Here is a 22,539-nt window from a genome sequence, read left to right as displayed (position 1 = left end):
AAAATGATAATTAAAAAATATAAACCTACGTCTCCCGGAAGACGTCATATGATTAGAATCATTAATGATTCTTTATATAAAGGTAAGCCATTTTATTCTAAAGTAGAAAAAAAAAAAAAATCGGGAGGAAGAAATAATAATGGTCGTATTACAACTCGTCATATTGGAGGAGGCCATAAAAAATTATATCGTATTATAGATTTTAAAAGAAATAAAGATAATATCCCTGCTGTAGTAGAACGTATTGAATACGATCCTAATCGTTCTGCTAATATTGCATTAATTAAATATAAAGATGGAGTAAAAAAATATATTTTATCTCCTAAAAATCTTAAGATTGGTGATATTATAGAATCTGGAATAAATATAAATATTAAAATTGGTAATACATTACCTATGAATAATATTCCAATTGGAACTATTTTACATAATGTAGAAATGAAACCAGGTAAAGGTGGGCAAATAGCTAGAGCAGCTGGTACATATGTTCAATTAATTGCAAAAGAAAAATTATATATAACTTTACGATTAAAGTCAGGAGAAATTCGTAAAATTAAATCTAATTGTAGAGCTACATTAGGAGAAATTGGTAATAATGAACATATGCTAAAATCTTTTGGGAAAGCAGGTGCAAAACGTTGGAAAGGAATTAGACCTACAGTAAGAGGTACCGCTATGAATCCTATAGATCATCCTCATGGTGGAGGAGAAGGAAAAAATTTTGGTAAACATCCTGTAACTCCATGGGGAGTACAAACTAAAGGTAAAAAAACAAGAAAAAATAAAAGAACAGATAAATATATTATCAAACATCGTAATAAATAATAATATTAAGTAAAGGAAATAATAAACATGCCTCGTTCCTTAAAAAAAGGTCCTTTTATTGATAAACATTTATTAAAAAAAGTCGAAAAAGCAATAAAAAATAAAGATAAAAAACCATTACGTACTTGGTCTAGACGTTCTACTATTTTTCCAAACATGATCGGATTAACTATTAATGTTCATAATGGTAGACAACATATACCAATATATATCTCTGATGAGATGGTTGGTCATAAATTAGGAGAATTTTCTCCAACCCGTACATATAGGGGGCATACAGCTGATAAAAAAATTAAAAAAACTTTAAAAAAATAAATATATATGTACATATTAAATATAACATTTTTAAGTAGGGGAAAAAATGGAAATTATAGCAAAACATAAATATGCTTCTTCTTCTGCGCAAAAATTAAGAATAATAGCTGATTTAATCAGAAGGAAAAATATATCTAAAGCTTTAGATATTTTAAATTTTTCTAATAAAAAATCTGCTTTTTTAATAAAAAAAGTATTAAATTCTGCTATTGCTAATGCTGAACATAATTATGGATTAGATATAGATAATTTATTTATATCTAAGATATTTATAGATTTAGGAACAAATATGAAGCGTATCATGCCTCGTGCAAAAGGACGCTCAGATCGAATCTTAAAATATACAAGTCATATCACGATTATATTATCAGATAATATATAATTGGAGAAAAATTAATGGGTCAAAAAACACATCCAAATGGATTAAGATTAGGAATTACAAAAATATGGAATTCTATTTGGTTTGCAAATACAAAAGATTTTGCTAATTATTTATATAGTGATTTTGAAGTAAGAAATTTCTTGAATAAAAAATTAATAAAAGCATCTGTTTCTAAAATAATAATAGAAAGACCTTCTAAAAGTATTAGAGTTAATATTCATACAGCACGACCAGGTATAGTTATAGGAAAAAAAGGAGAAGATGTTGAAAAACTTAGAAAAATTATATCTAAAATTACAGGAGTACCTGCACAAGTTAATATAACAGAAGTTAGAAAACCAGAATTAGAAGCAAAATTAGTAGCTGATATTATATCAAAACAATTAGAAAAAAGAGTAATGTTTAGAAGAGCAATAAAAAGAGCAGTCCAAAATGCTATGAGATTAGGTGCTAAAGGAGTTAAAGTAGAAGTAAGTGGACGTTTAGGAGGTACTGAAATTGCACGTAGAGAATGGTATAGAGAAGGTAGAGTACCATTACATACATTAAGAGCAGATATTGATTTTAGTTTATCAGAAGCTCATACTACATATGGAATAATAGGAGTAAAAGTTTGGATTTTCAAAGGAGAAATCTTAAAAGATAATTTTAAAAAAAAATTAATTTTTAAAAAATCAATAACACATCATCCTTATAGGATACAACGTAAAAAAGGACGTAAATAAAAAAGAGGTTCTACATAATGTTACAACCAAAACGTACAAAATTTAAAAAAATGCATAAAGGAAGAAACCGTGGTGTTATTGTAAACATGAATATTAATTTTGGTACTTATGGAATAAAAGCAGTACATAGAGGTAGAATTAGTTCAAAACAAATAGAATCAGCAAGAAGAGCTATTAGTCATTCAATTAAAAGGCAAGGAAAAATATGGATTAGAATTTTCCCTGATAAACCTATAACTGAAAAACCCTTAGAAGTTAGAATGGGGAAAGGTAAAGGAAATGTAGAATATTGGGTAGCTTTAGTACAACCTGGAAGAATTTTATATGAAATTGATGGAGTATCTGAAATAGAGGCTCGTAAAGCTTTTAAATTAGGTGCTGCAAAATTACCTATTAAAACTATTTTTTTAAAAAAATAAAATATATATCATATGAAAATAAATGAAATTTTAAAAAAAAATAATCAAGATTTAAAAAATGAATTATTAAGTTTATCTAGAGAACAATTTAATTTAAAAATACAATTAACATCAGGTAATTTAAAACAAACACATTTATTAAAAAAATCAAGAAAAAATATTGCAAAAATAAAAATGATTTTATTACAAAGAAAAATTAAAAGGTTAGCAAATGATACAAAAAAAAATAAAAACTTTAAAAGGTAAAGTCATAAGTAATAAAATGCAAAAATCAATTATTGTAAAAATTAATAGATTAGTAAAACATCCTATTTATGGAAAATATATTAATCGTACTACTAAAATACATGTTCATGATGAAAAAAATACATGTAATATTGGAGATTTAGTTTCAATAAAAGAATGTCGTCCATTATCAAAAACTAAATCTTGGATCTTAGTTAATATTATAAAAAAATCATTAGTTTAATCATAAAATCCTATATTAATAAAATTTAATAAATATTAAATATATTTTATATTTTAATAATTTTTTCTAAAACTGTTCTATAAAATAGAGATTATAAATATATGATACAAGAACATACAATATTAAATGTAGCTGATAATTCTGGTGCTAAAAGTGTTATGTGTATTAAAGTATTAGGAGGATCACGGCGTCGTTATGCTAATATTGGAGATATAATTAAAATTACTATAAAAGATGCTATTCCACGAGGAAAAGTTAAAAAAGGTGATGTTTTAAAAGCAGTAATTGTAAGAACTAAAAAAGGTATAAGACGTCTTGATGGTTCTATAATTAGATTTGATCATAATTCATGTGTTTTATTAAATGACACTAATGAACAACTAATTGGTACAAGAATTTTTGGCCCTATTACTAGAGAATTAAGAAATGAAAAATTTATGAAAATTATTTCATTAGCTCCTGAAGTTATTTAATTAAATAAAGAGATATAAATATATGATACATAAATTACGTTGTAATGATGAAGTAATTGTTTTAACAGGTAGAGATAAAGGAAAAATAGGAATAATTAAATGTTTTATAAAAAATAAATTAGTGATTGTTAAAGGAATAAATATTATTAAAAAACATAGTAAACCTAATCCTGCAATATCACATGCTGGAGGTATTATAGAAAAAGAAGCTGCTATTCATATTTCTAATATTACTATTTATAATAATAAAACAAGTAAAGCTGATAAAATAAAAATTAAATATGAACAAGGAATTAAAAAAAGAATTTTTAAATCTAATAATCAAAATATAAAATAAATTAGGGATAATATTAAATGTCAAAATTATATAATTATTATAAAAATAAAGTAATAAAAAAATTAATGTTAGATTTTAAATATAATTCTATTATGCAAGTTCCTTGTATAAAAAAAATTACTTTAAATATGGGAGTAGGTAAAGTTATTATTGATAAAAAACATTTAGATAATGCTATAAATGATTTAACTATTATTAGTGGACAAAAACCAATAATAACAAAATCCCAAAAATCAATTGCTAGTTTTAAAATAAGAAAAGGTTATCCTATAGGTTGTAAAGTTACTTTAAGAAAAAAAAAAATGTGGAATTTTTTTGAACGTTTATTATGGATAGTAATTCCTAGAATTAGAGATTTTAGAGGTTTATCTAAAAAATCTTTTGATAAAGATGGTAATTATAGTATTGGAATAAAAGAACAAATAATTTTTCCAGAAATTAATTTTGATAAAATAGATTATATTCGTGGATTAGATATTACAATAACAACTAATAAAATATCAACTAAAGAAAGTTATGCACTACTTAAAGAATTTAAATTTCCATTTAGATTATAAAAAAGGTTAAATTATTAAAATGTCAAAAGAATCAATTAAAGCTCGTGAATTAAAACGTATTAAATTAGGAAAGAAATTTTTTTTAAAAAGAAAAAAATTAAAAAAAATTATTTCTAATATAAATACACCTGATAAATCCCGTTGGGATGCTATTTTTAAATTACAATCTTTACCTAGAGATTCTAGTTTATCTAGACAAAGGAATAGATGTAAATTAACTGGTCGACCACATGCATTTTTAAAAAAATTTGGATTAAGTAGAATTAAATTAAGAGAAGCTGCAATGAAAGGAGATATCCCTGGATTAAAAAAATCTAGTTGGTAATTTTTTTATAAAATAAAATAGGATAATTTTAATATGAGTATACAAAATCCAATTGCAGATATGTTAACACGTATACGTAATGGACAATTATCACATAAAAATAAAATTTTGATGCAATATTCAAAATTAAAAAAATCTATTGCTAATATTTTAAAAAATGAAGGATATATTAAAAATTTTAATCTTATTAAAGAAAAAAATATTTTATTAGAAATTAATTTAAAATATTTTAAAGGTAAAGGTGTAATAGAAAAAATATATTGTATTAGTCGTCCTGGATTAAGAATTTATAAAAAAAAAAAATTTTTACCTAAAGTAATGTCTGGTTTAGGTATTGCTATTATTTCTACTTCTAAAGGAATAATGACTGATTATAATGCACGTTATTATGGAATAGGTGGTGAAATTATATGTTATGTATCCTAAAAAAGGTATATAAATAATGTCTAGAATAGCTAAAAAATTGATTATTATTCCAAATAATATAAAAATTATTATTAATAAACAAAATATAAATATTAAAGGTAATAATGGGATTATAAACAAAACTTTTAATAAAAAAATTAAAATAATTTTAAAAAAAAAAAAGTTATTATTTAAACCAATAATAAAATGTAAAGATGGATGGGCACAAGCTGGTACAGCTAGGTCTCTAATGAATTCAATGATTATTGGGGTAACAATAGGTTTTGTTAAAAAATTAATATTATTCGGAGTAGGTTATAAAATTTCAATTAAAAATAATATACTTAATTTAGTATTAGGTTTTTCACATCCAATAAATTATATTCTTCCAAATGGAATTATTGGGGAATGTTTAAATCAAAATGAAATAATTTTAAAAGGAGTAAATAAACAATTATTAGGACAAGTAGCTGCCGATATTAGATCATATCGACCTCCAGAACCATATAAAGGAAAAGGTATTCGTTATAGTACTGAAATAATTAAAACAAAAGAAACTAAAAAAAAATAAGATAGAGAAAGGTTTTTAAAAAAATATTATGCATATTAAAAAAATTGCTCGTATACGTAGAGCAACAAAATATCGTAAAAATATACAAAAATTTAAAATAACACGTTTATCGATACATCGTACTTCTCGTCATATATATGCACAAATTATTTCTGTAAATAATAAAATTTTAGTTACAGCTTCAACTTTAGAAAAAAAAATTAAAAAAAAATTAATATATACTGGAAATATAAAAGCTGCTATTTTTATAGGAAATAAGATAGCTAGTAGAGCGATTAAGAAAGATATTTTAAATATATCTTTTGATCGTTCAGGATTTAAATATCATGGACGTATTAAGGCATTAGCAAATGCTGCACGTAATACAGGTTTAAAATTTTAACATTTATTTTTAAAAGAAAAATATATGAATATTTATAATAAAAATCAAAATAACGAATTAAAAGAAAAATTAATTTCTGTTAATAGAGTATCTAAAACTGTTAAAGGAGGACGTATTTTTTCTTTTACAGCTTTAACTGTAGTAGGTAATGGTAAAGGTAAAATTGGTTTTGGATATGGTAAAGCTAAAGAAGTTCCTAATGCAATACAAAAAGCTATGGAAAAAGCTAAAAAAAATATGATTAATATTATTATTAAAAATAATACAGTACAATACCCTATTAAAGGTTATCATACTGGATCAATTATATTTATAAAACCAGCATCTGAAGGTACTGGTATTATTGCAGGTGGAGCTATGAGAGCTGTATTAGAAGTAGTAGGAATTTATAATGTTTTAGCAAAAGCATATGGATCTACTAACCCGATTAATATCGTAAAAGCAACTATTAAAGGATTATCTAGTATAAATTCATTAAAAATGATTGCAGCTAAAAGAAATAAAACTATAGAAGAAATAAAAAGGAATATGGACAGTGTTAAAAAATATTAAAATTACACAAATTAAAAGTTCTATAGGTAGATTACCTAAACATAAAGCAATTTTAGTTAGTTTAGGATTAAAATATATTGGACATACTGTTATAAAAAAAAACACACCTAGTATTTTAGGAATGATTAAAAAAATATCTTATATGATAAAGGTTTTCTATTAATATGTATTTAAATACTTTATTTACTAAAATTAAAAATAATAATAAAAAAAGATTAGGAAGAGGTATTGGTTCTGGAAAAGGTAAAACAAGTGGAAGAGGTCATAAAGGACAAAAATCTCGTTCTGGTTATAATATTAATAAATCATTTGAAGGAGGACAAAGTCCTTTACATAGAAGATTACCTAAATTTGGTTTTAAATCAAAAAAAAAAATATTTTTTAAAGAAATTAGATTAAGTGATTTAGAAAAAATAGATGGTAATTTTATTGATTTAAATATTTTAAAAACTTCTAAAATAATTAGTAAAAAAATAAAATATGTTAAAATCATTAATACAGGAAATATAACTATTCCAAAAAAAATTATTAAATTAAATTGTACAAAAAGCGTTAAAATAATTATTAAAAAATTAGGTGGTATAATTGAGGAATAAATAATAAATGATTAAATCATTTAATCAATTAAATTTTCAAAGTACTAAAAAAGGTTTTAGTGAATTAAAAGAAAGATTTATATTTTTAATAAGTTCTATAATTATTTTTCGTATAGGTTCATTTATACCAATTCCGGGTATTAATGTTAGTATTTTACATTCATTAATAATTAAACAGCATGGTACTATCATTGATATGTTCAATATGTTTTCTGGAGGAGCACTTAGTAGAGCGTCAATTTTTGCTTTAGGTGTTATGCCTTATATATCTGCATCTATTATTATACAACTTTTAACATCAATACATCCGACGTTTATTTCTTTAAAAAAGGAAGGTGATGCTGGTAGGAAAAAAATTAATAAATATACTAAGTATACTACATTAATTTTATCTATTATTCAAGCTATTGGTATAACTACTGGATTATCTAAATTACCAAGTATGCATAATTTAGTAATAAATCCTGATATTTATTTTTTTATAATATCTATTTTAAGTTTAATTACAGGAACCACATTTTTAATGTGGTTAGGTAGACAAATAACTAAAAGAGGTATTGGAAATGGAGTTTCAATTATCATTGTAATTGGTATAATTACTACATTACCTGCTGTTATAGGACAAATTACAGAACAAATAAAACAAGGTGATTTAAATTTTTTTATTATTTTTAGTTTATTATTTTTAATATTTTTTATAACTTTTTTTATTATTTTTATCGAAAAAGGACAAAGAAAAATAATTATTCAGTATGCTAGAAGATATTATGGAAGACAAATATATAATACACAACAAAATACTCATTTACCATTAAAAATTAATATGGCAGGAGTTATCCCCGCTATATTTTCTTCTAGTATTATTTTATTTATTTCTACTATGTTTTCGTGGTTTAGTAATATTTCCAATTGGAATTGGATTAAAAATATTTCTATATTTTTACAACCAAGACAACCAGTATATATTATATTATATATATCAGCAATTATATTTTTTTGTTTTTTTTATACTATTTTAGTTTTTAATCCTCAAGAAACTGCAGATAATTTAAAAAAATCTGGTGCATATATCTCTGGTATTCGTCCAGGTGAACAAACTGCTAAATATATAAAAAAAATAATTATGAAATTAACTTTTACTGGTAGTTTATATATTACTTTTATTTGCCTTATACCTGAATTTATACGTAATATAATTAATATTCCATTTTATTTTAGTGGTACATCTTTACTTATAGTAATAGTTGTAATTATGGATTTTATTACACAAATTCAAACATTAATTATGTCTACTCAATATGAGTCTATACTTAAAAAAATTAATTTAAAATAATAATATTTATGAAATATTTTTTGGAGATATAATAAAATGAAAGTTCGGGCTTCAATAAAAAAATTATGTCGTAATTGTAAAATTATTCGCAGGAACAGAATAATATATGTTTTTTGTAAAACAGATCCTAAACATAAACAACGTCAAGGATAATAAATTTTTTATATATTTATTAAAAATATTTTATAATATTAAAATAAAGGATTTAAAATGGTTCGTATAGTTGGAGTTAATATACCTGATAATAAACGTACAATAATAGCATTAAAATATATTTACGGCATAGGTAAATCTCATGCAGCCTATATATGTAAAATAACTAATATTTCTCAAGATATTAAAATTAATAAACTTTCTGAGAAAAAAATAGATTTATTAAGAAATGTTATATCTAAATTTAAAATAGAAGGAGATTTAAGAAGAAGTATTAATTTAAACATTAAAAGATTAATTGATTTAGGTTGTTATCGAGGATTACGTCATAGAAAAGGATTACCTGTTAGAGGACAACGTACTAAAACTAATGCACATACTAGAAAAAAATTATATAAATATTTTAAAAAATAATATTTTAATTAGGTATATATAATGAAGAAAAAATCTTTAAATTTTAAAAAAAATTTGAAAAAACAAATTATAGATGGTATTGCTCATATACATGCTTCTTTTAACAATACTATTGTTACTATAACAGATAGACAAGGTAATTCTTTAGGTTGTGCTACAGCAGGTGGTTCTGGTTTTAGAGGATCAAGAAAATCAACTCCATTTGCAGCACAAGTAGCTGCGGAAAAATGTGCTGAAATTGTTAAAAATTATGGAATTAAAAATTTAGAAATTATGGTAAAAGGACCAGGACCTGGAAGAGAATCTACTATTAGAGCATTAAATAATGCTGGTTTTAAAATAACTAATATTACAGATATTACTCCTATTCCTCATAATGGATGTAGACCTCCGAAAAAAAGAAGAGTATAAATAATTATTTTATTTTAAAAATTATTTTTAATATTTCAGGAATAAATATAATGGCGAAATATTTAGGACCAAAATTAAAATTATCTAGAAGAGAAGGAACTGATTTATTTTTAAAATCTAATGTACGTGCTATTGACACAAAATGTAAATTAGAACAAACTCCAGGGCAACATGGCTTTAAGAAAGCTAGATTGTCCGATTATGGTATCCAGTTAAGAGAAAAACAAAAATTACGTAGATTATATGGTGTATTAGAACGTCAATTTCATAATTATTATAAAAAAGCAGCACGTATAAAAGGAAATACTGGATTTAATTTATTATGTCTACTTGAAAAAAGATTAGATAATGTTGTTTATAGAATGGGTTTTGGAGTTACAAGAGCAGAAGCTAGGCAGTTAATTTCTCATAAATCTATAAAAGTTAATAACTTTACTGTAAATATAGCTTCTTATCAAATATCTTTAAATGATAAAATTTCTATATGTGAAAAATCTAAAAAACAGTTAAGAATTAGCGCATCAATTGATTTATTCTCTCAAAGAGAGAAATCTAATTGGTTAGAAGTAGATAGTAAAAAAATGGAAGGAATTTTTAAAAAACTTCCTGAACGTTCTGATTTACCTGCAGATATTAATGAACATTTAATTATTGAATTATATTCAAAATAATTTTTATAAGAGAGTATATAAATGGATCAAAATTCTGTTACAGAATTTTTAAAACCTCGATTAGTAGACATAAAATATATTAATAATTCTACTATAAAAATAACTTTAGAACCTTTAGAACGGGGTTTTGGTCATACTTTAGGAAACGCGTTAAGACGTATTTTATTATCTTCAATGCCTGGTTATGCAGTTACAGAAGTAGAAATAGAAGGAATATTACATGAATATAGCATAAAAGAAGGTATTAAAGAAGATATTATTGAAATATTATTAAATTTAAAAAAACTAGCTATAAAAATAGAAAATAATAAAAAAGAAGTAATTTTAACTTTAAATAAATCAGGTATTGGAATTGTAAAAGCTTCTGATATTGATCATGGTAATGATATAGAAATTATAAATCAAGAACATATTATATGTCATATTACTAATATAAATACATCAATTAATATGAAAATAAAAATAGAATTAGGAAGAGGATATATAGCTGCTCATACTAGAATAAATAAAAATAATTTAAAAAATAATTCTAAAATAGGTAGATTATTATTAGATGCTTCTTATAGTCCTATAGAAAGAATAACATATAATGTAGAAGCAGCAAGAGTAGAACAAAGAACAGATTTAGATAAATTAATAATAGAAATGGAAACTAATGGAACAATTGATCCAGAAAAAGCTATCAGAAAAGCTGCTACAATTTTAGCTGAACAATTAGAATCATTTGTAAATTTACGAGATATTCAACAAGAAAAAGAAGTTAAAGAAGAAAAACCAGAATTTGATCCTATTCTATTACGTTCAGTTGATGATTTAGAATTAACTGTTCGTTCTGCAAATTGTTTAAAAACTGAACTTATCCATTTAATTGGAGATTTAGTACAACGTACTGAAGTAGAATTATTAAAAACTCCAAATTTAGGAAAAAAATCTTTAACAGAAATAAAAGATATATTAGCCTCTAGAGGTTTATCTTTAGGAATGAGACTGGATAATTGGCCACCAATTATAAATAATAAAAAAAATAATGAATAATTAACTTTTTTAATTAGGTAAAGAATAATGCGTCATCGTAAAATAGGTCGTTACTTTAATAAAAGTAGTACACATCGTAGTGCAATGTTATATAACATGACTAATTCATTAATTCATAATGAAATAATTAAAACTACTTTGATGAAAGCTAAAGAACTTAGAAGAGTAATAGAACCAATAATTACTATTGCTAAAAAAAATAATATTTCTAATAAAAGATTAATAAGATCTAAATTAAATAATAAAAATAATATTATAAAACTTTTTAATGTTATTGCACCACAATTCAAAGATCGATTAGGTGGATATACACGTATAATTAAGTGTGGATTTCGTAATGGGGATAAAGCTCCTATGGCTTATATAGAATTAATAGGAAGAAAAATAATTTTAAAAAATAAAAAAATTAAGTAATTATATTATCTTTTCTAAAAAGATTTTTATATTGTTTATAATTTAAAAAATTTTGAATATTCATTTGTTTTTTACCACTAGGTTGAATAATTTGAATATTTAAAATTCCATTGTTAGTATTTATTTGTATACCATATTTATTAATTAATAATATTGTTCCAGGTATTTTATTAATATGATGATTATTAAAATTATTAACAACTTCTGCTTTCCATACTTTAAATCTTTTATCTTTTATTATAAAAAAAGTACCTGGACTTGGATTAAATGCACGAATCATACATTCTAATTTTTTAGCTGACAAAAACCAATTTAATTTACATTCTATTTTAGATATTTTTTTTGCATATGTAGGTTTAATCATATTTATATTTTGAGATTTAAATTTTATTTGTTCTCCTTTTGAAATTTTATTTAAAATTAATAATAATCCTTGTAAACCTAAAACAGCTAATTTTTTATATAATGAACCATATGTATCATATAATAGAATATTATATTCTATTTGATAAATAATGTTTCCTTGGTCTAAAAAATCATTCATTTTTATTATACTGATACCTGTTTTTAAATCATTTTCTAATAATGCTCTTTGTATAGGAGCTGCTCCTCTCCACCTAGGTAATAAAGAAGCATGTACATTCATACAAAATAACTTAGGTATATTAAGTATTTTATTAGGTATTAATAAACCATAATCTACAACTATAATAATATCACATTGATAATTAATAATATTATTAATTAAAGTTAAAGAATTAAGATATTTTGGTTGTAATATATTAATTTTATATTTTATAGCTAATTTTTTTACAGAATTAAAAGTTAATTTATGCCCTCTATTAGCATAAGTATCTGGTTTAGTAATAACACAAGATACAGTATAAATACTATCAATTAAACCTTTAAGGTGATAAGCAGCAAATTTAGAAGTACCTATAAAAATAATTTTTATTTTTTTTTTCATTTTATATAATTCTGTTTTTTTAGAAATATTATTTTTTGATTAAATTTATTTATTTTATCATAAATTCTTTGATATTTTAAATTTGATAAATAATCAATAAATAAAATTCCATTTAAATGATCAATTTCATGTTGTATACAAAAAGATAATAAATTATTTGCTTCTAATTCAATATTTTTATTCATCAAATTTTGAGCTTTAATTGTTATTTTATTATAACGTAAAATAAAATATTGTTGTTTAATAGGTATAGAAAGACAACCTTCTTTACTATCAATCTTTGATTTATCGAATTTTATAATTTCAGGATTAATAAGAATAAGAGGATTATTTTTCTTTATAGTTATATCAATAACTATGATTCTTTTATTTATTCCTATTTGTGTAGCAGCTAATCCAATAGCATTATAAGAATACATAATTTTAAGCATATTACTTGCTAATAATTTAATTTTATTATTTATATTTTTTATTGATTTAGCAATATTTCTTAATTTTTTATTAGGAAAATATAATAATTTCATTATAGACATATTAAAGATCTTTTTATATATAAAAAAATAATTTTTTAATTTAACAAAAAATTTTTTAAATTTCAAAAAAAAACATATATATTAATATATAATTCATTCATAATATTATCAAATTATTTATAATAAAATTATGGATATCAAAATATTTATCAATGCATTAAAAATAGGTAAGATTATAGCTTATCCTACTGAATCTGTATTTGGTTTAGGATGTGATCCTGATAATAAAAAAGCAGTATATAAATTATTAATAATTAAAAAACGTAGTATAAAAAAAGGATTAATTTTAGTTGCTTCAAAATATACTCAATTATTGAAATATATAAATGAAAAAAAAATTATCAAAAGTCAAAAAAAAAAAATTTTATCTACTTGGCCTGGACAAATTACTTGGATTATGCCTATTTCAAAAAAAACTCCTTTTTGGTTAACTGGAAATTTTAATTCTATAGCTGTACGTATAACTAATCATTACTTAATAAGTAAATTATGTAATTATTTTGGTAAACCTATTGTTTCTACGAGTGCAAATATTTCAGGAATGCAACCATGTTTAACTTCTAAAGAAGTATTAAATCAATTTTATAAAGTAAAAAAACATATTTTAATTTTAAATGGAAAAACAGGAAATCATGTAAAACCATCTGAAATTAGAGATAGTTTTACTAATTTAGTAATTCGTAAAGGATAAATATGAAATTATTTGCAGTATTTGGTAATCCTATAAAACATAGTCAATCTCCAATTATACATAATTTATTTGCTAAACAAACTGGGATATTACAAAATTATACAAAAATTTATGTACCAATAAATAATTTCTATGAAAAAATTTTTTATTTTTTTAAAAATGGCGGTATTGGAGCAAATATTACAACTCCTTTTAAAAAAGAAGCGTATAAATTCTGTAATATTATAACAACAAGAGCTAAATATGCTGGTGTTGTAAATACAATAAAAATTACTAATTCTAAAAAATTTTTAGGTGATAATACTGATGGTATTGGTTTATTAAAAGATTTACAAAACTTAAAATTTATAAATTCTACAAGTAATATCCTATTAATAGGAGCAGGTGGAGCTGCACAAGGAATTATATATCCATTAATTAAGTTTGGTTGTAATATTACAGTTATTAATCGTACATACCAAAATGCTAAAAATATTGTTGAATATTTTAATAATATAAAAAAAATTAATTGCCTTAAATTAGAAGATTTATTTATAAACTTAGACAATACAATAAAATATAATTTAATTATTAATGCTACATCTAGTAGTATTAAAGGAAATATTCCTAATATCCCTTCTTCAATTATTAATCAAGATGTTTTTTGTTATGATCTTTTTTATAATATTAAAATTACACCATTTTTAAAATGGTGTATTAATCATGGAGCTAAAAAAATATCAGATGGTATTGGAATGTTAATTGAACAAGCAGCATATTCTTTTTATTTATGGCATGGTATTATGCCAAATACTAAAATAATAATTCAAAAATATAAGAAATATAACTAATATAAGTAATATTTCTTTTTAAAGGATTTAATATGAGTTATAAATTACCAAAATTATTATATGAATATTATGATTTAGAACCATTTTTTGATACAAAAACAATGGAAATCCATCATAAAAAACATCATCAAAACTATATTAATAATACTAATTTAATACTTAAAAAAAATAATATTAAAGATATTAAAATTAATACATTAATATCAAATTTAGATAATTTATCAATTCCTACATCACAAAAAGAATTTTTACGTAATAATGCTGGAGGACATGCTAATCATAGTTTTTTTTGGAAAATTTTAAAAAAAAATACTAAACCTGATAATATTATTATTAATCAATTGAAAAATGAATTTGAAAATTTAGAAAATTTTAAAAAAATTTTTGAAAAAATAGCTCTAGATTTTTTTGGATCTGGATGGATTTGGTTAATTAAGAAAAAAAAATCATTAAAAATAATTACAACAATAAATCAAAATAATCCTCTAATGAATTATGAAAATAATAATAAATTAGGATTACCTATAATAGGTTTAGATTTATGGGAACATGCATATTATTTAAAATATCAAAATCAAAAAAATTTATATATTAAATCTTTTTGGAATATTCTAAATTGGGATAGAGTATTACAATTATTTTTAAAAAAATAAATATATATTTATATGATGTATTTTATTTTTTAAATAAAATACATCATTTTTAATAAAAATTATATTTTATTTATAAAAAATTATATAATTAAAAATATAATATTAATAAATTTAAAAAATTATTTAATTTATTTTTCTTTTTAAAGAGTAAAGTACTATTATGTCTTATGCATTAGAAATTAAAAATATATCTAAAATTTATTTAAATAATTATCAAGCTTTAAAAAATTTTAATTTAAATATTAAAAAAGGAGATTTTTATGCTTTATTAGGTCCTAATGGAGCAGGAAAAACAACTATTATAGGTATAATTACTTCTTTAATTAAAAAATCTTCAGGAAAAGTAAAAATATTTGGATTAAATATTGAAAAAAAAAAATTTCAAGCTAAAAAAAAAATAGGATTAGTACCTCAAGAATTTAATTTTAATCCATTTGAAACAGTATTACAAATATTAATTAATCAAGCTGGATATTATGGTATTAAAAAAACACAAGCTTTAATAAAAATTATAAAATATTTAAAATTATTAGAATTATGGAATGAAAGAAATAAAAAAGCTAAAAATTTATCAGGAGGAATGAAACGTCGTTTAATGATAATTAGAGCATTAATTCATGAACCTAAATTATTAATTTTAGATGAACCTACAGCTGGAATAGATCTTGAATTACGTTATTATATGTGGTCTTTTTTTAAAAAATTAAATATTAAAAAAAAAATTACAATTATTTTAACAACTCATTATCTAGAAGAAGCTGAATTTTTATGTAATCATATTGGAATTATAAATAATGGAATATTAATAGAAAATTGTTCTTTAATCAAATTACTAGATAAATTAAAGTTTGAAATATTTATATTAGATTATATAAATTTGAATAATGTTAAACCTAAAATTTATGGATATAAATATAAAATTATTAATAATTCAAAATTAGAAATTACAGTAATGAAAAATCAAAATTTAAATAATATTTTTAAACAATTAAACGAACAAAATATTCAAGTTAATAGTATGAAAAATAAACATAATAAATTAGAAAAATTATTTATGGATTTTTTTATTTCAAATTAAGTTTTTAATAATATAGAGGATTATTTAAATGATAATACATCCATATTTAATTGCTTTATATACTATTTCAAAAAAAGAAATAAATCGTTTTATGCGTATTTGGATACAAACTTTAATTCCTCCTATTATAACCATATCATTATATTTTATAATATTTGGTAATCTAATTAATTTACATATAGATAAAATATTAGGATTTAGTTATATACAATTTATTATACCAGGATTAATTATGATGAGTATTATTAATAATTCTTATTCTAATGTAGCATCATCTTTTTTTGGAGCTAAATTTCAACATTATATAGAAGAATTATTAATAGCTCCAGTACCAACTAATATTATTATATTAGGATATATTAGTGGTGGAATAATACGAAGTATAATTATTTGTATAACTTTAACACTTATTTCTGCTTTTTTTATTTCTTTACATATATATTCTTGGATTTTTTTTATAATTATTGTAATATTAACATCTATTTTATTTTCTATAGCTGGTTTATTGAATGCTATTTTTGCTAAAAATTTTGATGATATTAGTTTTATTCCTACATTTATCTTAACTCCTTTAACATATTTAGGTGGTGTATTTTATTCTACTTCAATTCTACCTATTTTTTGGCAACAATTATTAAAAATAAATCCAATTTATTATATTATATCAGGATTTCGTTATAGTTTCTTAGGTATACATACAATATCATTATTTTTAACTATAAATTTTTTAATTATTTTTATTATTATTTTATATATATTAACTTTTATTTTACTTGAAAAAGGTATAGGAATACGTAATTAAAAAAAAATTAAAACATAAAAAATACTTATATAAACAAAATATAATTTAATTATAAATAAATTATTTTATAATAAAATATTTTTAAAAATATTTATCCTGCTCTTTGTTTTTCACGTATTTCTGCTAAAGTTTTACAATCAATACATAAATTTGCTGTTGGATGAGCTTCTAATCTTTTTAATCCAATTTCTACTTCACAACAATCACAATAACCAAAATTTTTAGTATCTAATTTTTTTAATGTTACTTCTATTTTTTTTATTAATTTTCTTTCTCTATCTCTATTACGTAATTCTAAATTAAATTCTTCTTCTTGTGAAGCTCTATCTATAGGATCAGGAAAATTAGAAGTTTCATCTTTTATATAAGATACTGTATTTATAATTTTATTATTTATTTTTTTTTTCCATGATTCTAAAATTTTTTTAAAATGTAAAAGTTGTTTTTTATTCATATATTCCTCATTAATTTTTAATTTATATGGTTTAATTTTAGCAAAAGATAAAATATTTAAAGATGATAAATTTTTTTTCATTAATTATCCATTTTTTTATTTATAAATTTAATTTTTATTAAATTTTTTAAAATAAATATTTTAATTATTAAATTATATATAAAATTTTTTAAAAAGTTTATTATTTTTCATAAAAAATTATTTTTAAATAATTAAATTATATATAAATTTTAGTATTTTTAAATATTATTTATTATCTTGTAATATATTTAATATTAATATATAATAAAATTAAAATTTTAATTAAATAAATTTTTTATCAAATTTATTAATACTTTATAAAAAATAATAATTTTATATACTATTCATATAGGAATATTAAATTCATGCAACATCAAAATAATGTTATAATAAATTTAAATAACAAAAATTTTCAAAATGAAATAAAAAAAAACAATTTAGTTTTAGTTGATTTTTGGGCTGAATGGTGTAATCCATGTAAAATATTTTCTAAAGTATTAGAAGAAGTATTTCATAAATATGAAAATATAATTTTTACTAAATTAAATATTGAAAAATATAAAATTATAGCAGAAGAATATAACATTCGTAGTATACCAACAATTTTATTATTTAAAAATGGAAATATTATTGATAAAATAATTGGATCTATAAATAAAACACAATTAGAAAATTTTTTAAATAAAAATTTAAAATAATTTTTTATATATTTTTAAAGATATTTTTTTTAAAAAAAAGGATAAAGTTACTCTTATGAAAATTTTATTAATAAATTATAAAAATAGTTAAATTATTTTTAATTTTATAAATACTGTTATATTTTTAAAAATTTTCTTAAAATATTATTGATATAGAAATTTTCTATATAAATTTTATAAAAACTATTCAAGAGTTATTCAAAGTTTAAGACCCCATCATTATGAATCTTACCGAATTAAAAAATAAACCAATATCTGAATTAATAGATTTAGGTGAAAGTATTTATCTAGAAAATTTAGCTAGAATGCGTAAACAAGATATTATTTTTACTATATTAAAACAACATTCCAAAAGTGGTGAAGATATTTTTGGTGATGGAGTATTAGAAATATTACAAGATGGATTTGGATTTTTACGTTCTTCTGATAGTTCTTATTTAGCAGGACCTGATGATATATATGTATCTCCAAGTCAAATTAGACGTTTTAATTTACGTACAGGAGATACGATTTCCGGTAAAATACGTCCCCCAAAAGAAGGAGAAAGATATTTTGCATTATTAAAAGTTAATCAAGTTAATTTTGATAAACCAGAAAATGCTAGAAATAAAATTCTTTTTGAAAATTTAACACCATTACATGCAAACTCTAGACTAAGTATGGAAAGAGGTAATGGTTCTACAGAAGATTTAACAGCTCGTGTATTAGATTTAGCTTCACCAATAGGAAGGGGGCAAAGAGGTTTAATAGTAGCGCCTCCTAAAGCTGGAAAAACTATGTTATTACAAAATATCGCACAAAGTATAGCATATAATCATCCTGATTGTGTATTAATAGTTTTACTTATAGATGAACGTCCAGAAGAAGTTACTGAAATGCAAAGATTAGTCAAAGGTGAGGTTATAGCATCAACTTTTGATGAACCTCCATCTAGACATGTTCAAGTTTCTGAGATGGTTATTGAAAAAGCTAAAAGATTAGTAGAACATAAAAAAGATGTTATTATTTTATTAGATTCTATTACACGTTTAGCTAGAGCATATAATACTATTTCACCAGCATCTGGTAAAGTTTTAACAGGAGGTGTAGATGCTAATGCTTTACATCGTCCTAAACGTTTTTTCGGAGCAGCAAGAAATGTTGAAGAAGGAGGAAGTTTAACAATTATTGCAACAGCATTAATTGATACGGGTTCAAAAATGGATGATGTTATTTATGAAGAATTTAAAGGAACAGGAAATATGGAATTACATTTATCACGTAAAATAGCTGAAAAAAGAGTATTCCCTGCTATAGATTATAATAGGTCTGGAACAAGAAAAGAAGAGTTATTAAGTTCTCAAGAAGAACTTCAAAGAATGTGGATTTTAAGAAAAATAATACACCCTATGAATGAAATAGATGCAATGGAATTTTTAATAAATAAATTGTTAATGACAAAAACTAATAATGATTTTTTTAATATGATGAAAAGATCTTAACATTATTATATTTATTTTTTTTATCAAAAATTTATATTGAATTAAATTATTTAATTTGTGTTATTATTTGCGATTATAAATATTTTTGAAAAATTTTTTATAAAAAAACTAGACATTAAAGAAATGAATTTGTAATATTAGTATTATATATTTGCACCCGTAGCTCAGTAGGATAGAGTACTACTTTCCGAAAGTAGAGGTCTCAGGTTCAATCCCTGTCGGGTGTAATAAAATTTTGTATGATTATTATATTTTTAAATTAATAATTGATTGATTTAATACTAAATAATGGTGGTTATAGCTCAGTTGGTAGAGCACTGGATTGTGATTCCGGTTGTCATGGGTTCAATTCCCATTAACCACCCATAAATTTTTTTACGGCGAGTAGCGCAGTTTGGTAGCGCAACTGGTTTGGGACCAGTGGGTCGGAGGTTCAAATCCTCTCTCGCCGATAAAAAAAATTTATAAAATTTTAAATATTAATATTATTTAATATAATATATTTTTTTATGTCATTAATAGTAATTACCGGCATTTTATTTTTTTTTGCAAAAGATATCGTATCTAATATTTTTGCCATTGTTCCATCTTTATTTGTTAATTCACATAATATTCCAACTGGTTTCATTTTTGCAATTTTTAATACATCTATTGTAGCTTCGGTATGTCCTTGTCTTTTAAAAATTCCTCCATTAACAGCTCTTAAAGGAAAAACATGTCCTGGTTTATTTAAATCTTTAGGAATTGCATTATTAGCAATAGCTGTCTTAATAGTTGTAAATCTATCTTGTGCAGATACTCCTGTAGAAATACCATGAGCAGCTTCAATAGTAACTGTAAAACCTGTTTTATAAATATTAGTATTTTTTTTTACCATCATAGGTAATTCTAATTTTTTACGTAAATATTCTGTAATACACAAACAAACAATACCACTACCATATCTAATTGAAAAAGCAACATTTGATATAGAAATATTTTCTGCTGCAAAAATTATATCACTTTCGTTTTCTCTGTTTTCATTATCTAAAACTAAAATACCGTTACCTTTTTGTAAGGAAAAAATAGCATTTTTAATACGTATTTCTAGATTACCAAATTCTGTATCAAGTATATTCATAAAATAATATTTATATTATAATTTAAGAATATTATATATTAAAATTTTAATTAAAAATTATCTCTTTATAAAAAAATAAAAATTTTAAATATTTTAGAAAAATAATTTTTTAAAAAAAAAATAATATTATTATATTGATAGTATATTATACTAATTTATATGTTTATATTATAAATATAATTCTAATTTTAAGGAGAATAATAAATTGAAAATTTATTTAGTTGGTGGAGCTATACGTGATTATCTTTTAAATATTAAAGTAACAGATAAAGATTGGGTTGTTATAGGATCTAATATAAAATTAATGTTAAAATTAGGTTTTAAATTAGTTGGTAAAGATTTTCCTGTTTTTTTACATCCTAAAACTCATGAAGAGTATGCATTAGCTAGAACAGAATATAAATTTGGACATGGATATAAAGGATTTAAATATTACGTATCTCCTAAAATTACACTTAAAGAAGATTTATTACGTAGAGATTTAACTATTAATGCTATTGCACAAGATGAATTAGGAAATTTTTATGATCCATTTAATGGATTAAAAGATATTAAAAATCGTTTATTAAAACATGTTTCAAGTTCATTTAAAGATGATCCTTTAAGAGTTTTAAGAGTAGCTAGATTTGCTGCTAAATTAAAATATTTAAATTTTCGTATTCATGATTCCACATTAGAATTAATGAAAATTATGAGTAATTCAGGAGAATTATCATATTTAAAACCAGAAAGAATTTGGAAAGAAACATATAATGCTCTTCAATCTCAAAATCCTCAAATATTTTTTCAAATATTAAAAAAATGTGATGCTTTATCTATTATTTTTCCAGAAATAGACCAATTATATGGTATTCCTGCCCCATTAAAATGGCATCCGGAAGTAGATACTGGCATACATACTATGCTTACATTAAAAATAATATCTAAACTTACAAACAATGTATCAACAAGATTTGCTGCATTATGTCATGATTTAGGTAAAGGGTTAACTCCAAAAAAAATATGGCCAAGACACCCTGGACATGGTAAAGCTGGGATATCTTTAATTAAAAAATTATGTAAAAAATTAAAAATTCCTAATAACATTAAAAATTTATCTATATTAGCAGCTCAAATACATGATATTATTCATGATATACATAATCAAAAAGCTGAAGATATATTAAATATATATAATATAATTGATGCTTGGAGAAAACCTGAACGAGTAAAACAAATAGCCTTAATTAGTGAAGCTGATGCAAGAGGTAGATTAACTTTAGAATTAATGAAATATAAACAAGGACAATATTTTATTGATATATATAAATATATTTCTAAAATAAATATAAAAGATATTATTAATAATCCTCTTTTAAAAGGAATCGATATAAATCAAAAAATTCAAGATGAAAGATTAAAATTATTAAAATATTTTTTAAAATTAAAAAATTAATTTTTTATTATA

Annotated in this window: 36 protein-coding genes and 3 tRNA genes; 35 read left to right on the top strand and 4 right to left on the bottom strand. The window is 21.8% G+C overall.

The window, feature by feature from the left end:
• Positions 1–3: 3 nt before the first annotated feature.
• The 24 genes from rplB to rplQ all read left to right on the top strand — a co-directional run bounded on the left by rplB (position 4) and on the right by rplQ (position 11,764).
• The gene (rplB, locus tag GJT98_RS01375; protein ID WP_168821126.1) at positions 4–825 is read left to right on the top strand and encodes a 50S ribosomal protein L2; all 822 of its coding nucleotides are present in this window, start codon (positions 4–6) and stop codon (positions 823–825) included.
• Positions 826–852: 27 nt separating this feature from the next.
• Entirely contained in the window at positions 853–1,140 is a 288-nt protein-coding gene (gene rpsS, locus GJT98_RS01370; RefSeq protein ID WP_168821124.1) for a 30S ribosomal protein S19, read from the top strand.
• A 46-nt stretch (positions 1,141–1,186) separates the two neighbouring features.
• Positions 1,187–1,522, top strand: a complete 336-nt coding sequence (gene rplV / locus GJT98_RS01365; protein ID WP_168821122.1) for a 50S ribosomal protein L22 — start codon at positions 1,187–1,189, stop codon at positions 1,520–1,522.
• A gap of 14 nt (positions 1,523–1,536) precedes the next feature.
• Complete coding sequence (gene rpsC / locus GJT98_RS01360) at positions 1,537–2,247, top strand: 30S ribosomal protein S3 (protein WP_168821120.1); 711 nt, start codon at positions 1,537–1,539, stop codon at positions 2,245–2,247.
• A gap of 17 nt (positions 2,248–2,264) precedes the next feature.
• On the top strand, positions 2,265–2,666 hold the full coding sequence (gene rplP, locus GJT98_RS01355) for a 50S ribosomal protein L16 (RefSeq protein ID WP_168821118.1): 402 nt from the start codon (positions 2,265–2,267) through the stop codon (positions 2,664–2,666).
• A 12-nt stretch (positions 2,667–2,678) separates the two neighbouring features.
• Positions 2,679–2,912 carry a 50S ribosomal protein L29 gene (gene rpmC, locus GJT98_RS01350; RefSeq protein WP_168821117.1) on the top strand — a complete coding sequence of 78 codons (234 nt, stop codon included), beginning with the start codon at positions 2,679–2,681 and terminating at the stop codon, positions 2,910–2,912.
• Positions 2,881–3,135: a 30S ribosomal protein S17 gene (gene rpsQ, locus GJT98_RS01345; protein WP_168821433.1), complete on the top strand. Its 255-nt coding sequence runs from the start codon at positions 2,881–2,883 to the stop codon at positions 3,133–3,135. The genes rpmC and rpsQ overlap by 32 nt, the downstream gene beginning before the upstream one ends.
• 101 nt (positions 3,136–3,236) lie before the next feature.
• Positions 3,237–3,608 carry a 50S ribosomal protein L14 gene (rplN, locus tag GJT98_RS01340; protein ID WP_168821115.1) on the top strand — a complete coding sequence of 124 codons (372 nt, stop codon included), beginning with the start codon at positions 3,237–3,239 and terminating at the stop codon, positions 3,606–3,608.
• A gap of 22 nt (positions 3,609–3,630) precedes the next feature.
• Positions 3,631–3,945: a 50S ribosomal protein L24 gene (gene rplX / locus GJT98_RS01335; protein WP_168821113.1), complete on the top strand. Its 315-nt coding sequence runs from the start codon at positions 3,631–3,633 to the stop codon at positions 3,943–3,945.
• Positions 3,946–3,962: 17 nt separating this feature from the next.
• Positions 3,963–4,502, top strand: a complete 540-nt coding sequence (gene rplE / locus GJT98_RS01330) for a 50S ribosomal protein L5 (protein ID WP_168821111.1) — start codon at positions 3,963–3,965, stop codon at positions 4,500–4,502.
• A 19-nt stretch (positions 4,503–4,521) separates the two neighbouring features.
• Positions 4,522–4,827 carry a 30S ribosomal protein S14 gene (gene rpsN, locus GJT98_RS01325; protein WP_168821109.1) on the top strand — a complete coding sequence of 102 codons (306 nt, stop codon included), beginning with the start codon at positions 4,522–4,524 and terminating at the stop codon, positions 4,825–4,827.
• A gap of 33 nt (positions 4,828–4,860) precedes the next feature.
• The gene (rpsH, locus tag GJT98_RS01320; RefSeq protein ID WP_168821107.1) at positions 4,861–5,253 is read left to right on the top strand and encodes a 30S ribosomal protein S8; all 393 of its coding nucleotides are present in this window, start codon (positions 4,861–4,863) and stop codon (positions 5,251–5,253) included.
• A 16-nt stretch (positions 5,254–5,269) separates the two neighbouring features.
• Complete coding sequence (gene rplF, locus GJT98_RS01315; protein ID WP_168821106.1) at positions 5,270–5,803, top strand: 50S ribosomal protein L6; 534 nt, start codon at positions 5,270–5,272, stop codon at positions 5,801–5,803.
• A gap of 28 nt (positions 5,804–5,831) precedes the next feature.
• On the top strand, positions 5,832–6,185 hold the full coding sequence (rplR, locus tag GJT98_RS01310; protein ID WP_168821104.1) for a 50S ribosomal protein L18: 354 nt from the start codon (positions 5,832–5,834) through the stop codon (positions 6,183–6,185).
• Positions 6,186–6,209: 24 nt separating this feature from the next.
• A complete protein-coding gene (rpsE, locus tag GJT98_RS01305; RefSeq protein WP_168821102.1) occupies positions 6,210–6,737 on the top strand; it encodes a 30S ribosomal protein S5 in 528 nt (175 codons plus the stop codon).
• On the top strand, positions 6,721–6,900 hold the full coding sequence (gene rpmD / locus GJT98_RS01300; RefSeq protein ID WP_168821100.1) for a 50S ribosomal protein L30: 180 nt from the start codon (positions 6,721–6,723) through the stop codon (positions 6,898–6,900). The genes rpsE and rpmD overlap by 17 nt, the downstream gene beginning before the upstream one ends.
• A gap of 1 nt (position 6,901) precedes the next feature.
• Entirely contained in the window at positions 6,902–7,333 is a 432-nt protein-coding gene (rplO, locus tag GJT98_RS01295) for a 50S ribosomal protein L15 (RefSeq protein ID WP_168821098.1), read from the top strand.
• Between the two features lie 7 nt (positions 7,334–7,340).
• Complete coding sequence (gene secY, locus GJT98_RS01290) at positions 7,341–8,666, top strand: preprotein translocase subunit SecY (protein WP_168821096.1); 1,326 nt, start codon at positions 7,341–7,343, stop codon at positions 8,664–8,666.
• Between the two features lie 36 nt (positions 8,667–8,702).
• Positions 8,703–8,819, top strand: a complete 117-nt coding sequence (gene rpmJ / locus GJT98_RS01285; RefSeq protein WP_168821094.1) for a 50S ribosomal protein L36 — start codon at positions 8,703–8,705, stop codon at positions 8,817–8,819.
• Between the two features lie 57 nt (positions 8,820–8,876).
• A complete protein-coding gene (gene rpsM, locus GJT98_RS01280) occupies positions 8,877–9,233 on the top strand; it encodes a 30S ribosomal protein S13 (protein ID WP_168821090.1) in 357 nt (118 codons plus the stop codon).
• 21 nt (positions 9,234–9,254) lie between these two features.
• Positions 9,255–9,644 (top strand): 30S ribosomal protein S11, encoded by a 390-nt coding sequence (rpsK, locus tag GJT98_RS01275; protein WP_168821088.1) that lies wholly within the window; start codon positions 9,255–9,257, stop codon positions 9,642–9,644.
• A 50-nt stretch (positions 9,645–9,694) separates the two neighbouring features.
• Positions 9,695–10,315 (top strand): 30S ribosomal protein S4, encoded by a 621-nt coding sequence (gene rpsD / locus GJT98_RS01270; RefSeq protein ID WP_168821086.1) that lies wholly within the window; start codon positions 9,695–9,697, stop codon positions 10,313–10,315.
• A gap of 21 nt (positions 10,316–10,336) precedes the next feature.
• Positions 10,337–11,350, top strand: coding sequence for a DNA-directed RNA polymerase subunit alpha (locus tag GJT98_RS01265; protein ID WP_168821084.1), 1,014 nt, complete (start codon positions 10,337–10,339; stop codon positions 11,348–11,350).
• Between the two features lie 27 nt (positions 11,351–11,377).
• Complete coding sequence (gene rplQ, locus GJT98_RS01260) at positions 11,378–11,764, top strand: 50S ribosomal protein L17 (protein ID WP_168821082.1); 387 nt, start codon at positions 11,378–11,380, stop codon at positions 11,762–11,764.
• On the opposite strand, the gene fmt is transcribed toward rplQ, so the two are convergent.
• Together fmt and def are read right to left on the bottom strand one after the other, a co-directional pair.
• The gene (fmt, locus tag GJT98_RS01255; protein ID WP_168821080.1) at positions 11,757–12,731 is read right to left on the bottom strand and encodes a methionyl-tRNA formyltransferase; all 975 of its coding nucleotides are present in this window, start codon (positions 12,729–12,731) and stop codon (positions 11,757–11,759) included. The genes rplQ and fmt overlap by 8 nt on opposite strands.
• A complete protein-coding gene (def, locus tag GJT98_RS01250; RefSeq protein WP_168821078.1) occupies positions 12,728–13,264 on the bottom strand; it encodes a peptide deformylase in 537 nt (178 codons plus the stop codon). The genes fmt and def overlap by 4 nt, the downstream gene beginning before the upstream one ends.
• A gap of 130 nt (positions 13,265–13,394) precedes the next feature.
• On the opposite strand from def, the gene tsaC reads away from it, so the two are divergent.
• The 5 genes from tsaC to GJT98_RS01225 all read left to right on the top strand — a co-directional run bounded on the left by tsaC (position 13,395) and on the right by GJT98_RS01225 (position 17,318).
• On the top strand, positions 13,395–13,955 hold the full coding sequence (gene tsaC, locus GJT98_RS01245) for an L-threonylcarbamoyladenylate synthase type 1 TsaC (protein WP_168821076.1): 561 nt from the start codon (positions 13,395–13,397) through the stop codon (positions 13,953–13,955).
• A 2-nt stretch (positions 13,956–13,957) separates the two neighbouring features.
• On the top strand, positions 13,958–14,785 hold the full coding sequence (gene aroE, locus GJT98_RS01240) for a shikimate dehydrogenase (protein WP_168821074.1): 828 nt from the start codon (positions 13,958–13,960) through the stop codon (positions 14,783–14,785).
• Between the two features lie 32 nt (positions 14,786–14,817).
• Positions 14,818–15,438, top strand: a complete 621-nt coding sequence (locus tag GJT98_RS01235; protein ID WP_168821072.1) for a Fe-Mn family superoxide dismutase — start codon at positions 14,818–14,820, stop codon at positions 15,436–15,438.
• Positions 15,439–15,598: 160 nt separating this feature from the next.
• A complete protein-coding gene (locus GJT98_RS01230; RefSeq protein ID WP_168821070.1) occupies positions 15,599–16,516 on the top strand; it encodes an ABC transporter ATP-binding protein in 918 nt (305 codons plus the stop codon).
• Between the two features lie 31 nt (positions 16,517–16,547).
• Positions 16,548–17,318 (top strand): ABC transporter permease, encoded by a 771-nt coding sequence (locus tag GJT98_RS01225; RefSeq protein ID WP_168821431.1) that lies wholly within the window; start codon positions 16,548–16,550, stop codon positions 17,316–17,318.
• Positions 17,319–17,409: 91 nt separating this feature from the next.
• Here the strand turns inward: GJT98_RS01225 and dksA are convergent, their stop codons facing one another.
• On the bottom strand, positions 17,410–17,853 hold the full coding sequence (gene dksA / locus GJT98_RS01220) for an RNA polymerase-binding protein DksA (protein ID WP_168821068.1): 444 nt from the start codon (positions 17,851–17,853) through the stop codon (positions 17,410–17,412).
• A 305-nt stretch (positions 17,854–18,158) separates the two neighbouring features.
• Between dksA and trxA the strand changes: the two genes are divergently transcribed.
• The 5 genes from trxA (at position 18,159) to GJT98_RS01195 (ending at position 20,424) form a co-directional block, all read left to right on the top strand.
• On the top strand, positions 18,159–18,491 hold the full coding sequence (trxA, locus tag GJT98_RS01215) for a thioredoxin (RefSeq protein WP_168821066.1): 333 nt from the start codon (positions 18,159–18,161) through the stop codon (positions 18,489–18,491).
• Between the two features lie 221 nt (positions 18,492–18,712).
• On the top strand, positions 18,713–19,972 hold the full coding sequence (rho, locus tag GJT98_RS01210) for a transcription termination factor Rho (RefSeq protein WP_168821064.1): 1,260 nt from the start codon (positions 18,713–18,715) through the stop codon (positions 19,970–19,972).
• A gap of 153 nt (positions 19,973–20,125) precedes the next feature.
• Positions 20,126–20,199: transfer RNA gene (locus GJT98_RS01205), tRNA-Arg, on the top strand.
• Between the two features lie 64 nt (positions 20,200–20,263).
• Positions 20,264–20,336 (top strand) — tRNA-His (locus GJT98_RS01200).
• A 14-nt stretch (positions 20,337–20,350) separates the two neighbouring features.
• A tRNA-Pro gene (locus tag GJT98_RS01195) sits at positions 20,351–20,424 on the top strand.
• A 20-nt stretch (positions 20,425–20,444) separates the two neighbouring features.
• On the opposite strand, the gene ribB is transcribed toward GJT98_RS01195, so the two are convergent.
• The gene (gene ribB, locus GJT98_RS01190; protein ID WP_168821062.1) at positions 20,445–21,092 is read right to left on the bottom strand and encodes a 3,4-dihydroxy-2-butanone-4-phosphate synthase; all 648 of its coding nucleotides are present in this window, start codon (positions 21,090–21,092) and stop codon (positions 20,445–20,447) included.
• Positions 21,093–21,297: 205 nt separating this feature from the next.
• Here ribB and GJT98_RS01185 point away from each other — a divergent pair, with 205 nt between their 5' ends.
• Positions 21,298–22,527 carry a multifunctional CCA addition/repair protein gene (locus tag GJT98_RS01185; protein WP_168821061.1) on the top strand — a complete coding sequence of 410 codons (1,230 nt, stop codon included), beginning with the start codon at positions 21,298–21,300 and terminating at the stop codon, positions 22,525–22,527.
• The last annotated feature ends 12 nt before the right edge of the window (positions 22,528–22,539 follow it).

The organism is Enterobacteriaceae endosymbiont of Donacia sparganii, from assembly GCF_012569045.1.
Lineage (GTDB): Bacteria > Pseudomonadota > Gammaproteobacteria > Enterobacterales > Enterobacteriaceae.
Note: the sequence above shows the minus strand (reverse complement) of the source record. Positions and strands in the feature narration are given on the sequence as shown.